18 protein-coding genes are annotated in these 16,423 nt (G+C 69.0%); 13 read left to right on the top strand and 5 right to left on the bottom strand.

All coding sequences use genetic code 11. From position 1 onward, the window contains the following. Positions 1–30 precede the first annotated feature (30 nt). The 12 genes from L0984_RS16595 (at position 31) to hemP (ending at position 10,750) form a co-directional block, all read left to right on the top strand. Positions 31–675, top strand: a complete 645-nt coding sequence (locus L0984_RS16595; protein ID WP_234194770.1) for a PepSY-associated TM helix domain-containing protein — start codon at positions 31–33, stop codon at positions 673–675. 87 nt (positions 676–762) lie between these two features. Then, positions 763–1,257, top strand: coding sequence for a DUF2271 domain-containing protein (locus L0984_RS16590; RefSeq protein WP_234195043.1), 495 nt, complete (start codon positions 763–765; stop codon positions 1,255–1,257). 44 nt (positions 1,258–1,301) lie between these two features. Further along, positions 1,302–2,105, top strand: coding sequence for a DUF4198 domain-containing protein (locus tag L0984_RS16585; RefSeq protein WP_234194769.1), 804 nt, complete (start codon positions 1,302–1,304; stop codon positions 2,103–2,105). Positions 2,106–2,107: 2 nt separating this feature from the next. Next, positions 2,108–3,181, top strand: coding sequence for an FAD:protein FMN transferase (locus L0984_RS16580; protein ID WP_234194767.1), 1,074 nt, complete (start codon positions 2,108–2,110; stop codon positions 3,179–3,181). After that, positions 3,178–4,533, top strand: a complete 1,356-nt coding sequence (locus L0984_RS16575) for a sulfite reductase subunit alpha (protein WP_234194764.1) — start codon at positions 3,178–3,180, stop codon at positions 4,531–4,533. The genes L0984_RS16580 and L0984_RS16575 overlap by 4 nt, the downstream gene beginning before the upstream one ends. Before the next feature lie 231 nt (positions 4,534–4,764). Then, a complete protein-coding gene (locus tag L0984_RS16570; RefSeq protein ID WP_234194762.1) occupies positions 4,765–7,098 on the top strand; it encodes a catecholate siderophore receptor Fiu in 2,334 nt (777 codons plus the stop codon). 87 nt (positions 7,099–7,185) lie between these two features. After that, positions 7,186–7,866: a Fe2+-dependent dioxygenase gene (locus L0984_RS16565; protein WP_234194760.1), complete on the top strand. Its 681-nt coding sequence runs from the start codon at positions 7,186–7,188 to the stop codon at positions 7,864–7,866. Between the two features lie 118 nt (positions 7,867–7,984). Beyond that, positions 7,985–8,257, top strand: a complete 273-nt coding sequence (locus tag L0984_RS16560; protein ID WP_043112580.1) for a (2Fe-2S)-binding protein — start codon at positions 7,985–7,987, stop codon at positions 8,255–8,257. A gap of 104 nt (positions 8,258–8,361) precedes the next feature. Continuing rightward, entirely contained in the window at positions 8,362–9,078 is a 717-nt protein-coding gene (locus L0984_RS16555; RefSeq protein WP_234194758.1) for an energy transducer TonB, read from the top strand. Positions 9,079–9,097: 19 nt separating this feature from the next. Continuing rightward, positions 9,098–9,814 (top strand): MotA/TolQ/ExbB proton channel family protein, encoded by a 717-nt coding sequence (locus tag L0984_RS16550; RefSeq protein WP_017758514.1) that lies wholly within the window; start codon positions 9,098–9,100, stop codon positions 9,812–9,814. A gap of 4 nt (positions 9,815–9,818) precedes the next feature. Continuing rightward, positions 9,819–10,232, top strand: a complete 414-nt coding sequence (locus tag L0984_RS16545) for an ExbD/TolR family protein (protein ID WP_234194756.1) — start codon at positions 9,819–9,821, stop codon at positions 10,230–10,232. 302 nt (positions 10,233–10,534) lie between these two features. Next, on the top strand, positions 10,535–10,750 hold the full coding sequence (hemP, locus tag L0984_RS30000) for a hemin uptake protein HemP (RefSeq protein ID WP_043116852.1): 216 nt from the start codon (positions 10,535–10,537) through the stop codon (positions 10,748–10,750). 204 nt (positions 10,751–10,954) lie between these two features. Here hemP and L0984_RS16535 read toward each other — a convergent pair whose 3' ends face one another. Beyond that, positions 10,955–11,362, bottom strand: a complete 408-nt coding sequence (locus L0984_RS16535; protein ID WP_114802402.1) for a GlcG/HbpS family heme-binding protein — start codon at positions 11,360–11,362, stop codon at positions 10,955–10,957. A gap of 176 nt (positions 11,363–11,538) precedes the next feature. Between L0984_RS16535 and L0984_RS16530 the strand changes: the two genes are divergently transcribed. After that, a complete protein-coding gene (locus L0984_RS16530; RefSeq protein ID WP_017758510.1) occupies positions 11,539–12,240 on the top strand; it encodes a Bax inhibitor-1/YccA family protein in 702 nt (233 codons plus the stop codon). Between the two features lie 74 nt (positions 12,241–12,314). Here L0984_RS16530 and rlmD read toward each other — a convergent pair whose 3' ends face one another. The 4 genes from rlmD to surE are packed head-to-tail and all read right to left on the bottom strand — an operon-like array spanning position 12,315 to position 16,378. Further along, positions 12,315–13,859, bottom strand: coding sequence for a 23S rRNA (uracil(1939)-C(5))-methyltransferase RlmD (gene rlmD / locus L0984_RS16525; protein WP_234194753.1), 1,545 nt, complete (start codon positions 13,857–13,859; stop codon positions 12,315–12,317). A 46-nt stretch (positions 13,860–13,905) separates the two neighbouring features. Next, a complete protein-coding gene (locus tag L0984_RS16520) occupies positions 13,906–14,787 on the bottom strand; it encodes a peptidoglycan DD-metalloendopeptidase family protein (protein ID WP_234194748.1) in 882 nt (293 codons plus the stop codon). A gap of 11 nt (positions 14,788–14,798) precedes the next feature. After that, positions 14,799–15,617 (bottom strand): protein-L-isoaspartate(D-aspartate) O-methyltransferase, encoded by an 819-nt coding sequence (locus L0984_RS16515; RefSeq protein WP_370646052.1) that lies wholly within the window; start codon positions 15,615–15,617, stop codon positions 14,799–14,801. Continuing rightward, the gene (gene surE / locus L0984_RS16510; protein ID WP_234194744.1) at positions 15,614–16,378 is read right to left on the bottom strand and encodes a 5'/3'-nucleotidase SurE; all 765 of its coding nucleotides are present in this window, start codon (positions 16,376–16,378) and stop codon (positions 15,614–15,616) included. The genes L0984_RS16515 and surE overlap by 4 nt, the downstream gene beginning before the upstream one ends. Positions 16,379–16,423 lie beyond the last annotated feature (45 nt).

Raw genomic sequence — 16,423 nt, 5'->3', positions numbered from 1 at the left:
TCATTTGCGCCGATAGAATCCGCGGCGCCGATGACACCCCCCGCCTCTTCCGCCCGCCGCGCCTACTGGCTCAAGACCCTCCATGAATGGCACTGGGTGAGCTCCGCCTTGTGCCTGGTGGGCATGCTGCTGTTCAGCCTCACGGGCATCACGCTCAACCATGCGGCGGACATCCAAGCCAGGCCGGACGTCCTCCACGAGACGGCCACCTTGCCACCGGCGCTGCGCGACGTCTTGCGGCAGCAGCAGCCCGATGTCGACCGGCAGCACCATGGCCGCGCACCCGCCCCGGCCGCACTGGCCACCTGGCTGAAGTCGCAGTGGGCCGTCGACGCCCGCGGGCAAGACGCCGAATGGTCGGCCGACGAGTTCTACCTGTCCCTGCCCCGACCGGGCGGCGACGCCTGGGTGCGCATCGCCCTGGACGACGGCAGTGCCGAATACGAGCGGACCGATCGCGGCTGGATCGCCTACCTCAACGACCTGCACAAGGGCCGCCACACCGGGGCGGCGTGGCGATGGTTCATCGACGCGTTCGCGGCCGCCGCCCTGCTCTTTTCGCTCACGGGCCTGCTGATCCTGAAGATGCACGCCGGCCGCCGCCCCTTCACCTGGCCGATGGTCGGCATGGGCCTGCTCGCGCCGCTGCTGCTGGCCTTGCTGCTCATCCATTGACCGCCTCCGCCCTCGCCTTTCCTCCGCTTCTCTTTCAAAGGACGCTCCGTGCAGCTTCGCTATCCCCTTGCGCCTCTCACCCTGTCGATGCTGTTCGCCGGCCCGGCCGTGGCCGCCGGGCTCGGTGTCAACATCGAGATTCCGCGCCTTTCGGTCTCCGAGTACCACCGGCCCTATGTGGCAGCCTGGATCGAGCGGCCCGACAACACGGTGGCCACGACGCTGGCCGTCTGGTACGACGTGCGCACGCGGGCCAACAACCCGGAGGGCGAAGGCACCAAGTGGCTCAAGGACCTGCGCCAGTGGTGGCGCCGCACCGGCCGCGAGCTGTCCGTGCCCATCGACGGCGTGACCGGCGCCACCAAGCCGGCGGGCCGCCATGCGCTCGCCTTCGCCGAAGGCAGCAAGCCGCTGGGCCAGCTGGCGCCCGGCAGCTACCGGCTGGTCGTCGAGGCCGCGCGCGAGGTCGGCGGCCGCGAGGTGGTGACCGTCCCCTTCCAGTGGCCGCCCGCGAAGGCCGAGCAGGCCGGCGCCGCCGGCAAGGAAGAGCTGGGCGAGATCAAGCTCGATCTCAAGCCCTGACCGTCGCCAGCCACCCCTTCCCCGTCCTTCATCCGGAGCCTCTCATGCGCACTCCCTTCCGTCTCGCCACCCTGGCCCTGGGCCTTTGCGCCACCCTCGCCGCCCAGGCGCACAACCTCTGGCTGCTGCCCTCCACCACCGTGCTGTCCAAGCCCGACTGGGTGACCGTGGACGGCGCCGTCTCCAACGACCTGTTCGTCGCCAACCACTTCCCGCTCAACCTCGACAACCTGCAGGTGACGGGCCCGGACGGCGCCGCCGTGAAGCCCGAGAACACGGCCAAGCTCAAGTACCGCAGCGTGTTCGACCTGAACCTGGCGCAGCCGGGCACCTACCGCATCGCCGTGGTCAACAACGGCGTCTTCGCCAGTTGGAAGGACAAGACCACCGGCCAGCCCCGCCGTGCACGCGGTACGGCCGAGACCATCGGCCGCGAGATCCCGGCCGATGCGCAGGACGTCGCCGTCACGCAGTCGCTGGGCCGCGCGGAGACCTTCGTCTCGGTGGGCAAGCCGACGGCGCTCAAACCGACGGGCCAGGGCCTCGAACTGGTGGCGGCGGGCAGCGCCACCGACCACGCCAAGGGCGAGAAATCCGGCTTCACGCTGCTGATCGATGGCCAGCCCGCGGCGGGACTGGACGTGACGGTCACGCAGGGCAACACCGTCTACCGCGACAAGCTGAACGAAACGACCGTCAAGACCGACGCGCAGGGGCGGTTCGACATCACCTGGCCCGCGGCCGGCATGTACTGGCTGGAGGCGAGCACGCGCGACGCCAAGACCTCGCTGCCGCAGGCCAAGGAGCGGCGGCTGAGCTACGCGGCCACGCTCGAGGTCCTGCCCTGAGCGTGAGCGCTTCGTCCTCCATCGGGCGCGACCGCCCAGCCAGTACGCCACTGTCCTTCGCCCGCTGGCAGGCCGGCGGCTACGCACCGATGCGGATGCCGCGAGCGGCCGACCCCGCACGGCTGCAGTCGCTGGCGGGCCAGACCATGGGCACCCACTGGTCGCTGCGGCTGGACAACCCGCGGATGCTGCCGCTGGGCGATGTCCGTGCGGCGGTCCAAGCGGTGCTGGACGATGTCGTTGCGCAGATGAGCCATTGGGCGAAGGATTCCGCACTCGGTCGCTTCAACGACGCGCCGCCGGACAGCTGGCATGCCCTGCCCGACGGACTGGCGCAGGTGCTCGGTCGCGCCCTGCATTGGGCGCAGGCCAGCGACGGCGCCTTCGATCCGACGCTTGGCGCCCTGGTGGCGGCCTGGGGCTTCGGGCCTGACGCCGGCGCCTCGCCCGCCTGGCCAGACTCGCGCACGCTGGCGATGGCGCGGGCGCGCTGCGGCTGGCACCAGCTCGATCTCCGAGAGGAAGCGCAGGGGCGTTCGGCCAGGCAGCCCGGCGGCCTCAGGGTGGACCTGTCCGGCATCGCCAAGGGCCACGCCGTGGACCGCGGGGCAAAGGCGCTCGCGGCCATGGGCCTGCACGACTTTCTCTTCGAGATCGGCGGCGAACTGATCGCCCGCGGCCAGCGCCCGGACGGACAGCCCTGGCGGGTGCAGGTCGCGGCCGCCGACACCGATGCCCAGGCGCCGCTGGTCCTGCCGTTGCGCGACGAAGCCGTCGCCACCTCGGGCGACCACTGGCATGTGCGGGAGCACGCGGGGCGGCGCTGGTCGCACACGCTCGATCCGCGCACCGGCGAGCCGGTCGGCCACGCCCTGGCCGCCGTGACGGTGGTGCACGCCAGTTGCATGGATGCCGATGCGCTGGCCACGCTGCTCACGGTCATGGGCATCGAGGAAGGGCTGGCCTTCGCGGATGCCCATGAGGTCGTCGCGCTCTTCACCGAGCGCCGGCCGGATGGAACGCTGTACCGGCAGGCCAGCCGGTGCTGGCGCTTCGGCATCGGCGCCGCGTCGTGAACGAAGCGCTGCGCCACTGGACGGCCGGCGGCGCCACGCTGGCCTATGCCGCGCTGTGCGCCGCCATCTACGCCAGGCAGCGGCATCGGGCGAAGGCGCGAGTTGCAGCGGCGGTGGATCTCGCTGGCACCGCCGATTCCCCGGTGCTGGTCCTGCACGCCACGCAGACTGGCCTGGCCGAGCAGTGGGCCTGGGCCACCGCAGAAGCCCTTCACCGCAGCGGCCAGCCCGCGCGCGTGCTGGCACTCAACGCACTGGACGCAGACCTGCTGGCCGGCACGCCCCGCGCCCTGTTCATCGCCAGCACCTACGGTGAAGGCGACGCCCCCGATGGGGCGGGCGCTTTCGCCGATGCAGTGATGTACCACCCGGCCGCGCTGGCCCACCTGCGCTATGCGGTGCTGGCGCTGGGCGACCGGCAGTACCGCGACTTCTGCGGCTTCGGCCGGCGGCTGGACACCTGGCTCCAGGCGGCGGGCGCCACGCCGGAATTCGCGCGCATCGACGTGGACCGCGGCGATCCCGAAGCACTTCGGCGTTGGCACGAACACCTCGGCCTGACCGCGCCGGCCGCCAGCGCCGACGCCGAAACGGCCTTCCACCCCTGGACCCTGCGCCAGCGCGAGCACCTGAACCCCGGCAGTCTGGGCGGACCGATCCATCGACTGCACCTGCATGCGCCTGCCGGCATGGCCCCGCACTGGGAGGCCGGCGACCTGGTCGACCTCCACCTGGACAGCGACCCCGCGCGGCCCCGCGCCTACTCGATCTGCTCCATTCCCGAGGAGGGCGATCTGCAGCTGATGGTGCGGCAGACCCGGCATCCGAATGGCCGGCCCGGTGCCGCGTCGGGGCTGCTGACCGAGACGCTGCAGCCCGGCCAGTCGGTGCCGCTGCGGCTGCGCCCCCATCCCGGCTTCCGCCTGCACCCCGACGCGCAACGACCTCTGCTGCTGATCGGCAATGGCACCGGCCTGGCCGGCCTGCGCGCGCTGCTGCGCGAGCGCATCCGCCGCGGGCAGCATGAGAACTGGCTGGTCTTCGGCGAGCGGCAGCGTGCGCACGACCGGCTGCTCGACGACGAATTGACGGCGTGGCAAGCCGAGGGCCGGCTGGCGCGGCTGGACCGGGTCTTCTCCCGCGACGGCGACGATGTTGCCTATGTCCAGCACCGCCTGCTGCACGAAGCGGCGCAGGTCAGCGCCTGGTGCGAGCGCGGCGCAGTCGTCCACGTCTGCGGCAGCCTGCAGGGCATGGCAGCGGCGGTGGACCTCGCCCTGCGCCAGATCCTGGGCGAGCCCGCGATGCAACGGCTCCAGCGCGAAGGCCGTTACCGGCGCGACGTGTACTGAGGCGCGGAAACGCCGTCCCCGGCATCACGACCGTGGGGCAGCGTTGCCGCAGGGCCACAGCGCTGCGATTCCGATGCGCCGAGACCGCCTCGATCTCTCCAATATTGTTGCGAGTCGTTATCATTCACGGCGCCGCAGCATCGACTGCTGTGGCTCCTGCCAGCCACGCGCCCTCCCCGTTGCGCCAGCCAAGCGAAACACGCAACGCAATCAGCTTCCGGAGGGAATCCCATGGCACAACACATCAAGAGCCGCAAACACGCGGTGCCGCGCAAAGCTGCGGGCTGGACCGGCGCCGCAGCCGCCACGCTCGTGGCGATCGCCGCACCTGCGGGCGCGCAGACCGCCCCGTCCACCACCGATACCACCGCCAGCACCAGCACCAGCACGCTGCGCGAAGTCCGCGTGGAGGGCGCCCGCGAGTCCTTCAAGGCCGACACCGTCTCCTCGCCCAAGTTCACGCAGCCGCTGGTCGACACGCCGCAGACCATCACCGTCATCAAGAAGGAAGTGCTGCAGGAGCAGGGTGCCAACACCCTGACCGAGGCGCTGCGCAACACGCCCGGCATCACCTTCCAGATGGGCGAGAACGGCAACACCTCGACCGGCGACGCCATCTTCCTGCGCGGCTTCGACAGCTCCGGCAGCATCTTCGTGGACGGCGCGCGCGACGTCGGCACCGTCACGCGCGACATGTTCAACATCGAGCAGGTCGAAGTGGTCAAGGGCCCGGCCAGCGCCGACATCGGCCGCACCGCGCCCACCGGCTACATCAACCTGGTGAGCAAGGTGCCGCAGGCCTCCAACTTCTTCACTGGCAGCGTGAGCCTGGGTTCGGGGGACCAGAAGCGCGCGACGGCCGACATCAACCGCGTGCTCAACGCCGAGGGCACGATGGCCCTGCGCCTGAACGTGATGACGCAGGACAGCGGCGTGCCGGGCAGAGACGATGTCAAGAACAAGGGCTGGGCCATCGCGCCCTCCATCGCCTTCGGGCTGAACACGCCGACGCGCGTCATCCTGCAGTACCAGCACGTCAATCAGCGCAACCGACCGGACGGCGGCATTCCCACGGTGGGCCTGAAGGGCTACTACCTCGACCAGTTGAAAGGCATCGGCGGCAACGGCCCGCAGCCCGACACCAGCAACTACTACGGCTCGCTTTCCGACCACGACAACGTCGACGGCGACATGTTCACGGCGCGCATCGAACACGACTTCGACTCGGGCGTGAAGCTGCGCAACCTCACGCGCTGGGGCCGCACCGACCAGGACCTGGTGCTCACGGGCGTGTTCAGCAGCGGGCTGCTGACGCCCTCGGTCACCAACCCGTTGACCTGGTCGACGCGGGTGCTGCCGCAAGGCAAAGGCCAGCGCAACGAGATCCTGACCAACCAGACCAACGTGACGGCCGAGGCCACCACGGGCAGCATCAAGCACTCGATCAGCGCCGGCCTGGAACTGGCGCGCGAGCAGCAGGACAACACCACGATGGCCGCCACGATCAATGCCGCCAATGGCGTGCGCACGGTGTCGGGCGGGACGGTGTCCTACCAGGCCTACAACAGCCTGTACATGCCGAACCCGTACCGCGCCTTCGTGCCCGTGCTGCCCACCGGCGCCACCACCGAAGGCAGCACCAGCACGGCCGCGCTGTATGCCTTCGACACGCTCAAGTTCAACGAGCAGTGGCAGCTCACGGGCGGCCTGCGCTGGGAGCATTACCGCACCCGCTTCACCAGCCTGGCCGCACCGGTGAATGGTGTGCAGACGGCACTCACGCAGGAAGGCTCGGACAACCTGCTGACCGGCAAGCTTGGCCTGGTCTACAAGCCGGCGGACAACGGCAGCGTCTACGCCGCCTATGCCACCGGCGCGCAGCCGCCGGGCGGCAACTTCAGCTTCCCCACCTCACTGACCACGGCCAACGTCAACAACCTGAGCCTCGATCCGCAAAAGTCCAAGACCTTCGAGCTGGGCACCAAGTGGGATGTGCTGGACAAGCGCCTGGCCCTGTCGGCCGCCGCCTTCCGCACGAAGAACGAGAACGAACAGGTGCAGGTCGACACCTTCGGCAACTTCGAGCAGTACGGCAAGACGCGCGTTCAAGGCCTGGAGCTGAGCGCGGTCGGCCAGATCACGCCGGCCTGGCAGGTCATCGGCGGCCTGGCGCGCATCGACACGAAGATCCTCGAAGGCTCGCGCACCAGCACCACGCAGAACGGCGCGCAGATCCGCTATTCGCCCAAGCTCACGGCCACGCTGTGGACCAGCTACAGGTTCCCGTTCGGCCTGACAGTCGGCGGCGGGGTGCGCTACGTGTCGACGCAGCAGCGTTCGACCAGCAACGCAGCCATCACGGCCACCAGCTTCTTCCCCGAGGTGCCGAGCTACACCGTGTGGGATGCGATGGTGGGGTATGAGATCAACCGCAACGTCAGCATCCAGCTGAACCTGTACAACCTGGCCGACAAGTTCTACCTGGCACGGGTGAACAACGGTGGCAACCGGCTGGTCATGGGCACGCCGCGCTCGGCCCTGCTGAGCGCCAACTTCCGCTTCTGATGGCCAGACGCCGCCCCCCGGGCGGCGGGCTTCCATCGCACCCGGCCGCCTGGCCGGGTTTTTCGCTTGTCGAGGAGAACCGACACCATGATGGTCCATGTCCCCGAAGTCCTCAGCCCCGAGCAGGTGCGGCAGCTGCGTGCGGCGCTGGACGCCGCCGACTGGATCGACGGCCGCGACTCGGCGGGCCCGCAGGGCGCGCGGGTCAAGAACAACCGGCAGCTCTCGGAGCAGTCGCCCGTCGCCCAGGAACTGGGCGGCGTGATCCGCGAGGCGCTGGCACGGCATCCGCAGTTCTTCTCGGCGGCCCTGCCCCTGCGGCTGGTGCCGCCGATGTTCAACCGCTACGAGGGCGGCGAGACCTACGGCCTGCATGTGGACGGCTCGGTGCGCACACTACCTGGCGGCGGCGGACAGCTGCGCACGGACCTGTCGTGCACGCTCTTCCTGTGCGACCCGCAGGACTACGACGGCGGCGAGCTGGAGGTGGTCGACACCTACGGCACGCATGAGGTCAAGCTACCCGCGGGAGACCTGGTGCTGTATCCGTCGAGCAGCCTGCACCGCGTACAGCCGGTAACCCGCGGTGCGCGGGTGTGCTCCTTCTTCTGGCTGCAGAGCATGGTCCGCGACGACGCCCGCCGCGGGCTGCTGTTCGAGCTGGACCAGAACATCCAGAGCCTGCGCGCCCGCCTGGGCGAGACCGACGAGACCGTGGCGCTGACCGGCACGTACCACAACCTGCTTCGGATGTGGGCCGAGGTGTAGCTCACGCCCCGGCGAAGACACCCTTCTTTGCAGTGAGGATAGAGATTGCGAATGCGAGAAATTCGTATTTATAATCGCCCAACTTCTTCCTCACAGCCAGCCAACTGCAGCCACCGCCATGATCGTCTGTGTATGCCGCCGAGTGTCGGACCGCGAGATCGTGCGGCATGCCCGTGCAGGCATGAGTTTCGACGAGATCCAATTCGAGCTCGGTGTGGCCACCCAGTGCGGCCGCTGCGAAACCTGTGCCCGCGACGTGGTGGCCCAATGCAGTGCGTCGCATCCGGTTGCCGCCCTCCACAGCGACATCGAACCCCGCGCGATCCAGCTTGCCACTGCCATCACGGAGAGCAAAGCATGGAATTCGTCGCAGCCCTCGTCGGCGGCCTGATCTTCGCCGGCTCGGTCTGGTGGGTACTGCGCCGCTAGATCCTCTTTTCTGATCTACGCTCACCGGCTCTGCATGCATGGCCGGGCTGTGTTTCTGGGTTGACCGTGTCGAGCCGCTTTTCCTCTCCCCCCTCTTCCCCCCTTGGCGTCTCCCGCACGACCGTGATCGTCGGCGGCGTGGTGCTCTTCCATGCCGCGGCGCTCTGGGCGCTGCAGAGCGGGCTCATCCGCAAGGCCGCCGAAGTGATCGTGCCGGTGGAGATCCTGGCGCAGATCATCGAGCCGCCCCGGCCGGCACCACCGCCCCCGCCCCCACCGCCGCCGCCCGCTCCACCGCAGAAGCAGGCACCCAAACCGCCACCCCGGCCGATTGCGATCCGGGAGCCCAAGCCCGTGCCGGCGCCCAACGCGCCCACCGGCGTGGTGGAGCCGCCGCCCGTCACCGCGCCAGCGCCCATGCCACCCGCGCCCCCGGCACCCGCCGCCCCCGTCGCGCCGCCGGCGCCGGTCGCGCCGCCGGCACCGCGGCTGGTGGAGGTCACGCAGGGACAGACCACCTACGTGCGCGAACCACGCGCGACCTACCCGACCATGAGCCGCAAGCTCGGCGAGACGGGCACCGTGGTGGTGGCCGTCTATTTCAATGCCGACGGCATGGCCAAGCGGGCCGAGATCGCCAAGTCCAGCGGCTACGAGCGGCTGGACCAGGCCGCGCTGAGCGCGGCCATGACTGCGCAGGTCACGCCCTTCCGCCAGTTCGGCGGCGGCGACGCCCAGACGGTGTACCTGCTGCGCGCCCCCTTCAACTTCGTCCTGAACTGATCTTTTCGCTGGAGTATTTATGGATTCCCAATTTGGCCTGATGCACGTCTGGACGCAGGGCGACTTCGTCACCAAGGCCGTGGCCCTGCTGCTGCTGGGCATGTCGCTCGCATCGTGGATCGTCATCCTCATCAAGGCGATCGACATCGTGCGCTACAAGCGCATGGCACGTCAGTCCGGCAACTTCTGGCACAGCGAGGATTTCGCCGCGGCGCTGGACAAGCTGGGCAAGGACGACAGCAACCCCTTCCGCGTGCTCGCGCTCGAAGGCCGCGAGGCCGCCGCCCACCACCGCAACACCAAGGCGCACCTGCACGACGCGCTCGACGTGAGCGACTGGATCACCCGCTGCCTGCGCAATGCCATCGACGAATTCACGGCCCGCCTGCAGGGCGGCCTGGCCATCCTGGCGTCGGTGGGCTCAACGGCGCCCTTCATCGGCCTGTTCGGCACCGTCTGGGGCATCTACCACGCGCTGCTGGGCATCGGCACCGCGGGACAGGCCACCATCGACAAGGTGGCCGGCCCGATCGGCGAGGCGCTGATCATGACGGCCCTGGGCCTGGCCGTGGCCATTCCTGCCGTGCTGGGCTACAACGCGCTGGTGCGCGGCAACAAGTTCGTGCTGAACAAGCTCAACAGCTTCGCCCACGACCTGCACGCCTACTTCGTCACGGGTGGCCGCGTGCAGGCCAATGGCGAGGCCGCCACCATCCTGCCGCTCAAGAAGGGCTGATGCCATGGCCTTCGGAACCCAGGACGAAGCCGACGACGTGATGAACGAGATCAACATGACGCCCCTGGTGGACGTCATGCTGGTGTTGCTCATCATCTTCATCATCACCGTGCCGGTGATGAAGCATGCGGTGAACATCGACCTGCCGCGCGCCACCAACGAGCGCGAGGAGAGCAAGCCGCAGACCATCCAGCTGAGCGTGGCCGCCGATGGCAGCTACTACTGGAACCAGGAAAAGATCGACGACGCGACGATGGTGTCGCGCCTGGCCGCCGAAGGCGCGAGCGATCCGCAGCCCGAACTGCACATCCGCGGCGACAAGGACGTGCGCTACGAACGCGTCGCGACGGCCATGGCCGCGGCCCAGAAGGCCGGCGTGCGCAAGATCGGTTTCATCACCGATCCGACGCCGCAGTGACTTCCTTGGACCCGTCCGGAAGGCGGGCGCATCCTGAACGAGCCGGCAGCAGCCGGCTTTTTCTTTGGCGCGCCGGCAAGGGCGATGCCCAGTGGGCGGCATCCGGGCGCATCGCCCCGGCCACGGCCCCCGCCTGGTCGAAGCACTCGCGGAACTCAGCTTGGCCGCAAGGGATGGCGAGCCGGTCCGACCGACTGGCGGTTCACTCCTCAAAAAAACTCATGACGACGATTGCTTTTCTAAGTGCGAATCGTTATCATTTGCTCATCCGCTTCACCGATCCGATTCGAAAGGTCCATCCCGTGCAAGCCCAGTCCTCGCATTCCCAGAAAGTGCTCAGCCATCCTTCGCTCGACCAAGGCGGCAGCGGCGCATCGGCGCACATCACGCCCTCCCCGGCCCAGCTGCTGCAGAGCAGCGAGCTGCTCAAGGGCCAGAAGACCATCGGCATCCTGCACAACGGCGCGCTCTATCGCCTGCAGGCCACCAAGCTCGGCAAGCTCATCCTGACCAAGTGATGCAGCCCCTGCCCTGACCGTTCATCGTGGGGCGACTCGAGGAGATCTGACTCTCCAAGGGTCGTTTTTGGCCAGCCAGTGTTCGACCAGCCACGCCTTTTTTTGCGCTGAACGCGTCTTGATGTCCAAACGAAAACGCCCCGCCGGCATTGCCCGGCGGGGCGTTTTTCATTGGCGCGGCGGCCAGGGCCGCCTGCCGTCCTGTTACAGGCCGATGGCCGCGATGCCCGCCTTGGCGATCTGCGCGTCCTCGTTGGACTTCACACCGCTGACGCCCACCGCGCCGATCACCTGGCCGTCCTTGACGATCGGCACGCCACCTTCGAGCAGGCCGTCCACCGTGGGCGCCGACAGGAAGGCGGTGCGGCCGCCGTTGATGATGTCTTCATAGACCTTGCTCTCGCGACGGCCGAGGGCGGCCGTGCGGGCCTTGGCCGGGCCGATGTGGGCCGACACGGGCGCGGCACCGTCCAGGCGCTGCAGCCACAGCAGGTGGCCGCCGTCGTCGCAGATGGCGATGGTCACGGCCCATTGGTTCTTGACGGCTTCCGCTTCGGCAGCGGCGGCGATCTTCTTGACGTCTTCGAGTTCGAGAAAGTGCTTGGTCTTCATGGGGGCGAAGAATACAGGATGCGTCGCAGGCGCCCTGCACCCACGCGCGCCTGCAAGACCCCATGGTTCCAAAGGGCGACGCGCCGTCCGGATATGCCGGTGCGGCCCTTGATCTTTCCTAGAATGACCTGCAACTGCCCGTCAAGCAGTCCCCTCAACCCCTTCAGGAGTTTTGCATGAACGACAGAGCCCCCACCTTCGACACACCGGCCGGCTACGGCCAGGTGCTGCCCCAGGCAGAGCGCCACCGCGTTCTGCGCAATACCTACTGGCTGCTCGCGCTGAGCATGATTCCCACCGTACTGGGCGCATGGCTGGGCGTGGCGACGGGCATCACGGCCGCGCTCACGGGCGGCCTGGGCCTGGTGGTGTTCCTGGCCGGTGCCTTCGGCTTCATGTTCGCCATCGAGAAGACCAAGAACTCGGCCGCCGGCGTGCCCGTGCTGCTGGGCTTCACCTTCTTCATGGGCCTGATGCTGTCGCGGCTGATCGCGATGGTGCTGGGCTTCAAGAACGGCTCCGAGCTGGTGATGACCGCCTTTGCGGGCACGGCCGGCGTGTTCTTCGTGATGGCCTCGCTGGCCACGGTGATCAAGCGCGACCTGAGCGGCATGGGCAAGTTCCTGTTCGTCGGCGTGCTGGTGCTCTTCGTCGGCTCGATCATCAATGTCTTCATCGGCTCCAGCGCCGGCATGATGGCGATCTCGGTGGCGGCCATCGGCATCTTCTCGGCCTACATGCTGTACGACCTGAAGCAGATCATCGACGGCGGCGAGACCAACTACATCAGTGCCACGCTCGCGCTCTACCTGGACGTGTTCAACGTCTTCCAGAGCCTGCTCGCCCTGCTGGGTATCTTCGGCGGCGAGCGCGACTGACGCCCGCCCGAGCGCACTGAAACGGAAAAAGGGGCCCACGCGGGCCCCTTTGCTTTTTGGACGACCCGCCTGCCTCAGTCCGCCAGGTCGAAGACGGCGATGGACTCGACGTGCGCCGTGTGCGGGAACATGTTCACGGCGCCGGCGAAGCTGCAGCGGTAGCCGCCCTGATGCACCAGCAAACCCGCGTCGCGCGCCAACGTGGCCGGGTTGCAGCTGACGTAGACGATGCGCTTCGGCGGCGTCCAGCCGCCGGTGCGCAGTTCAGGCTGCTGATGCAGGTCGGCCAGCGCCTTCACCAGCGCGAAGGCGCCCTCGCGCGGCGGATCGACCAGCCAGCGATCGGCATACCCGTCCGCCACCAACATCTCGGGCGTCATCTCGAACAGGTTGCGGGCGACGAAATCCGCCTGGCCCCAGGGCCGCTGCGCGGCCTGCCTGTTGCCGGCTGCGTTGTGACGCGCACGCGCCACCAGCGTCTCGCTGCCCTCGATGCCCAGGACTTCGCGTGCCTGGGTGGCCAGCGGCAGGGTGAAGTTGCCAAGGCCGCAGAACCAGTCGATCACGCGCTCCTCCGGCTTCACGTCGAGCAGGCGCAGGGCGCGGGAGACGAGCACGCGGTTGATGTGCGGATTGACCTGGGTGAAGTCGGTGGGCCGGAAGGGCATGGTGATGCCGAATTCAGGCAGTTCATAGGCCAGGTCGGGCACGGCCTCGTCGAGCAGGTGGACGGTGTCCGGTCCCTTGGGCTGCAGCCACCACTGCACGCCGGGGTGCGCCGCGGCAAAGGCGCGCAGGCGGTCCCGGTCGGCCTCACTCAGCGGCTCCAGGTGGCGCAGCACCAGGGCGATGACGCCGAGTCGGGTGGTGCCCGCCGCATCGCCGCAGGCCACCTCGATCTGCGGGCAGGTCAGCCGTGCATCCATGGAGTCGATCAGCCCGCGCAGCGGCATGAGCATGTCGCTCACCGGCTTCGGCAGCACGGGGCAGATTTCCATGTCGGCCACATAGCGGCTCTTGCGCTCGTGGAAGCCGATCAGCGTCGTGCCCTTCTTCTGGACGTAGCGCACCGACAGGCGGGCGCGGTAGCGGTAGTGCCAGGCCGGGCCCTCGATGGGGCGCAGCAGCGTATCGGGCCGCACCTTGCCCAGGTGCCACAGGTTGTCTTCGAGGGCCCGCTGCTTCACGGCCACCTGGGCGGAGGCATGCAGGTGCTGCATCTTGCAGCCGCCACAGGCGCCGGCATGCAGACCGAAGTGCTGACAGCCCGGCCTCACGCGCAGAGGCGACTCGCGCCGGATGTCGGTGAGCTGGCCCTGCTCCCAGTTGTTCTTCTTGCGGTGCACATTGGCCCGGACGATCTCGCCGGGCAGCGCGCCATCGATGAAGACGACCTTGCCGTCTTCCCGTCGGGCGACACCCTGGGCCTCCAGGTCGAGCGATTCGACGGCGAGCCAGCCCGGCTCGAGCGCTGCACCAGCGACGGCGGCCGGCCGGGCGGGAGGCACGGCAAGGTCGAGGAGAGAGGAAGAAGCGGCCGAGACGCCAGCGGGCACAGAGGCGTCGGCAGAAGCGGGGGACGTGGGGAGCGTGTCCTTGTTGTCGAGGAAATCCGTCATCCCCCGATTGTCGCCGGCCGCCCTGATGGGGACGGCCGGCGCATGCTCAGGGCCGCGCCGGCAGGTAGCGCGAGGGATCCACCGGCTTGCCCTGGCGGCGGATCTCGAAGTGCAGCTTCACGCGGTCGGCGTCGCTGCTGCCCATTTCGGCGATCTTCTGGCCCTTCTGCACCGACTGGTCTTCCTTGACCAGCAGCGCCTGGTTGTGCGCGTAGGCCGTGAGGAAGGTGTTGTTGTGCTTGAGGATGATCAGGTTGCCGTAGCCGCGCAGGCCGGCACCGGCGTACACCACCTTGCCATCGGCCGCCGCCAGCACCGGATCGCCGGCGCGGCCGGCGATGTCCAGGCCCTTGTTCTTGGCATCGTCGAAGCCGGCGATCAAGGCGCCCTGGGCGGGCCAGATCCACCCCAGGTCGTCCTCGCCACTGGCGGCGGGTGGATTGCCCGCCGGCTTGGCCGGAGGCGTCGCACCGGCCACCACCGGCGGGGGCACCGGGGTGGTCGTCGCCGGCGGGATGGCGCCCGTGCCCGCGACGGCAGGCGGCGGCACCAGGGGCGCGCCCGCGACGGGAGGCACGACGCGCAGCACCTGACCCACTTCGATGCGGTCGGGGTTGTCAAGGTTGTTCCAGCGGACGATGTCCCGCCAGCTGTGGCCGGTATCCAGTGCGATGCGCCGCACGGTGTCGCCCGGGCGGACGGCGTAGTAACCCGGCTTGCCCAGGTTCTCGATGCCGGGCAGCGGCTTGCCGCTGGCGTCCGTGGTCGGCAGTCCCGACGCCGCTGGGCTCGCGGCGCCCGCCCCACTCACGGGCGCGCGATCTTCGACCGGGGCCGGTCCGCGCGAAGAGGCGCAACCCGCCAGCACGACGCAGGCCGCCGCAGCGCCCATCCAAGCCAGCCTGTGCCAGCGACCAGAACCCTGCATATGTTTTTCCTTCATGCAATTCCCGATTTTAGAGGCACGAAGTTGACGGCCTCAAGAAACCGGCGCTCAACCCCCCTGTTCGTTTTGTCAATGATGACAAGTGCTTGGCCCGCATTTCCAGACTGTACTGGAGCAACGATGCGCCCGCCCGGCGCCAGTTGGTCCAGCCAGGCCGCCGGCAGGTCGGCCCCGCCCGCGGCCGCGATGATGCCGGCGTAGGGTGCGCCCGCCGGGTAGCCCTGCATGCCATCGCCCAGCAGCAGATGCACCGTGGCCAGCCGCAGGGGCCGCAGGTTGGACCGCGCCTTCTCATGCAGGCCGCGCAGCCGCTCGATGCTGTAGACCTCGCGGGCCACGTGGCTGAGCACGGCCGCCTGGTAGCCGCAGCCCGTGCCGACCTCCAGCACCCGCCCCAGCCGTGCCTGCGGCTGGTCGGCCAACGCCGGGGCCGCCAGCAACAGTTCGACCATCCGCGCCACGACGCTCGGCTTGGAGATGGTCTGTCCCAGGCCGATGGGCAGGCTGGTGTCCTCGTAGGCCTGCGCGGCCAGGGCGCCATCGACGAAGGCATGCCGCGCCACCGCGCCCATGGCCTGAAGCACGCGCTCGTCGGCGATGCCCTGCGCGGCCAGCCGACGCACCATGCGCTGCCGGACCGCCTCCGAGGCCATGGCCGGGGTGGCACTGAGTGGCGGCGGCGGAACCGCGGGCAGCTTGGCCCGCAGAGGTGTCGGCGCCGCCGGCGCGGGCGCGCGGTCGAGGGTGACGGGAAAGGTGGGACGGGAACGTGGAGGCTGCGACACCGGGACTCCTGCGTCGATCCGGCTCAGTCGCTCGCGTCGAGCCGGCGCACGGCCTCGCGCCACTCGCCCAGGCTGGCGTGGTCGGTCAGGTCGATCTGCAGCGGCGTGACCGCCACGTGGCCAGCGGCGGTGGCGTGGAAATCGGTGCCTTCACCGCTGTCCTTGGCGCCGCCCGCGCCGGCGATCCAGTACATGGTCTCGCCGCGGGGGCTCTGCTGGGTGATCACCTTTTCGGCCGCATGGCGGCGGCCCAGGCGGCAGATCTTGATCGGCTTGAGGGACTCGGCCGGCAGGTTGGGAATGTTGACGTTCAGCAGCCACGCCGGCTGCTCGTGCATGCGTTCGCGCTGGATGCGCTCCACCAGCCGCCGGGCCGCCTGGGCGGCCGCGTCGACGTGGGCCCAGCCCTTCTCGGTCTGCGAGAAGGCGATCGCCGGGATGCCGAACAGGTAGGCCTCCATGGCCGCGCCGACGGTGCCCGAATAGATGGTGTCGTCCCCCATGTTGGCGCCGTTGTTGATGCCGGAGACGACTAGGTCGGGCCGGTAGTCCAGCAGGCCCTTGAGCGCGATGTGCACGCAGTCGGCCGGCGTGCCGGTGACGTAGCGGAAGCCGTTGTGCGCACGGTGGACGTACAGCGGGGCCGCCAGGGTCAGGGCGTTGGACTTGGCACTGTTGTTGTGCTCGGGCGCGATGACCTCGACATCGGCCACCTCGCGCAGCGCGTCGTGCAGGGCCACGATGCCGGGGGCCTGGTAGCCATCGTCGTTGGAGATGAGGATCTTCATGGGCGGCGGGATTTTAGGAGGCGAAGCCCCACGGGCACGGGGTCG

This window comes from Pseudacidovorax sp. NFM-22 (assembly GCF_021401245.1).
Taxonomy (GTDB): domain Bacteria; phylum Pseudomonadota; class Gammaproteobacteria; order Burkholderiales; family Burkholderiaceae_C; genus Xenophilus.
The sequence above is the reverse complement of the archived record's forward strand: the minus strand, read 5'-3'. Positions and strand labels throughout refer to the sequence as shown.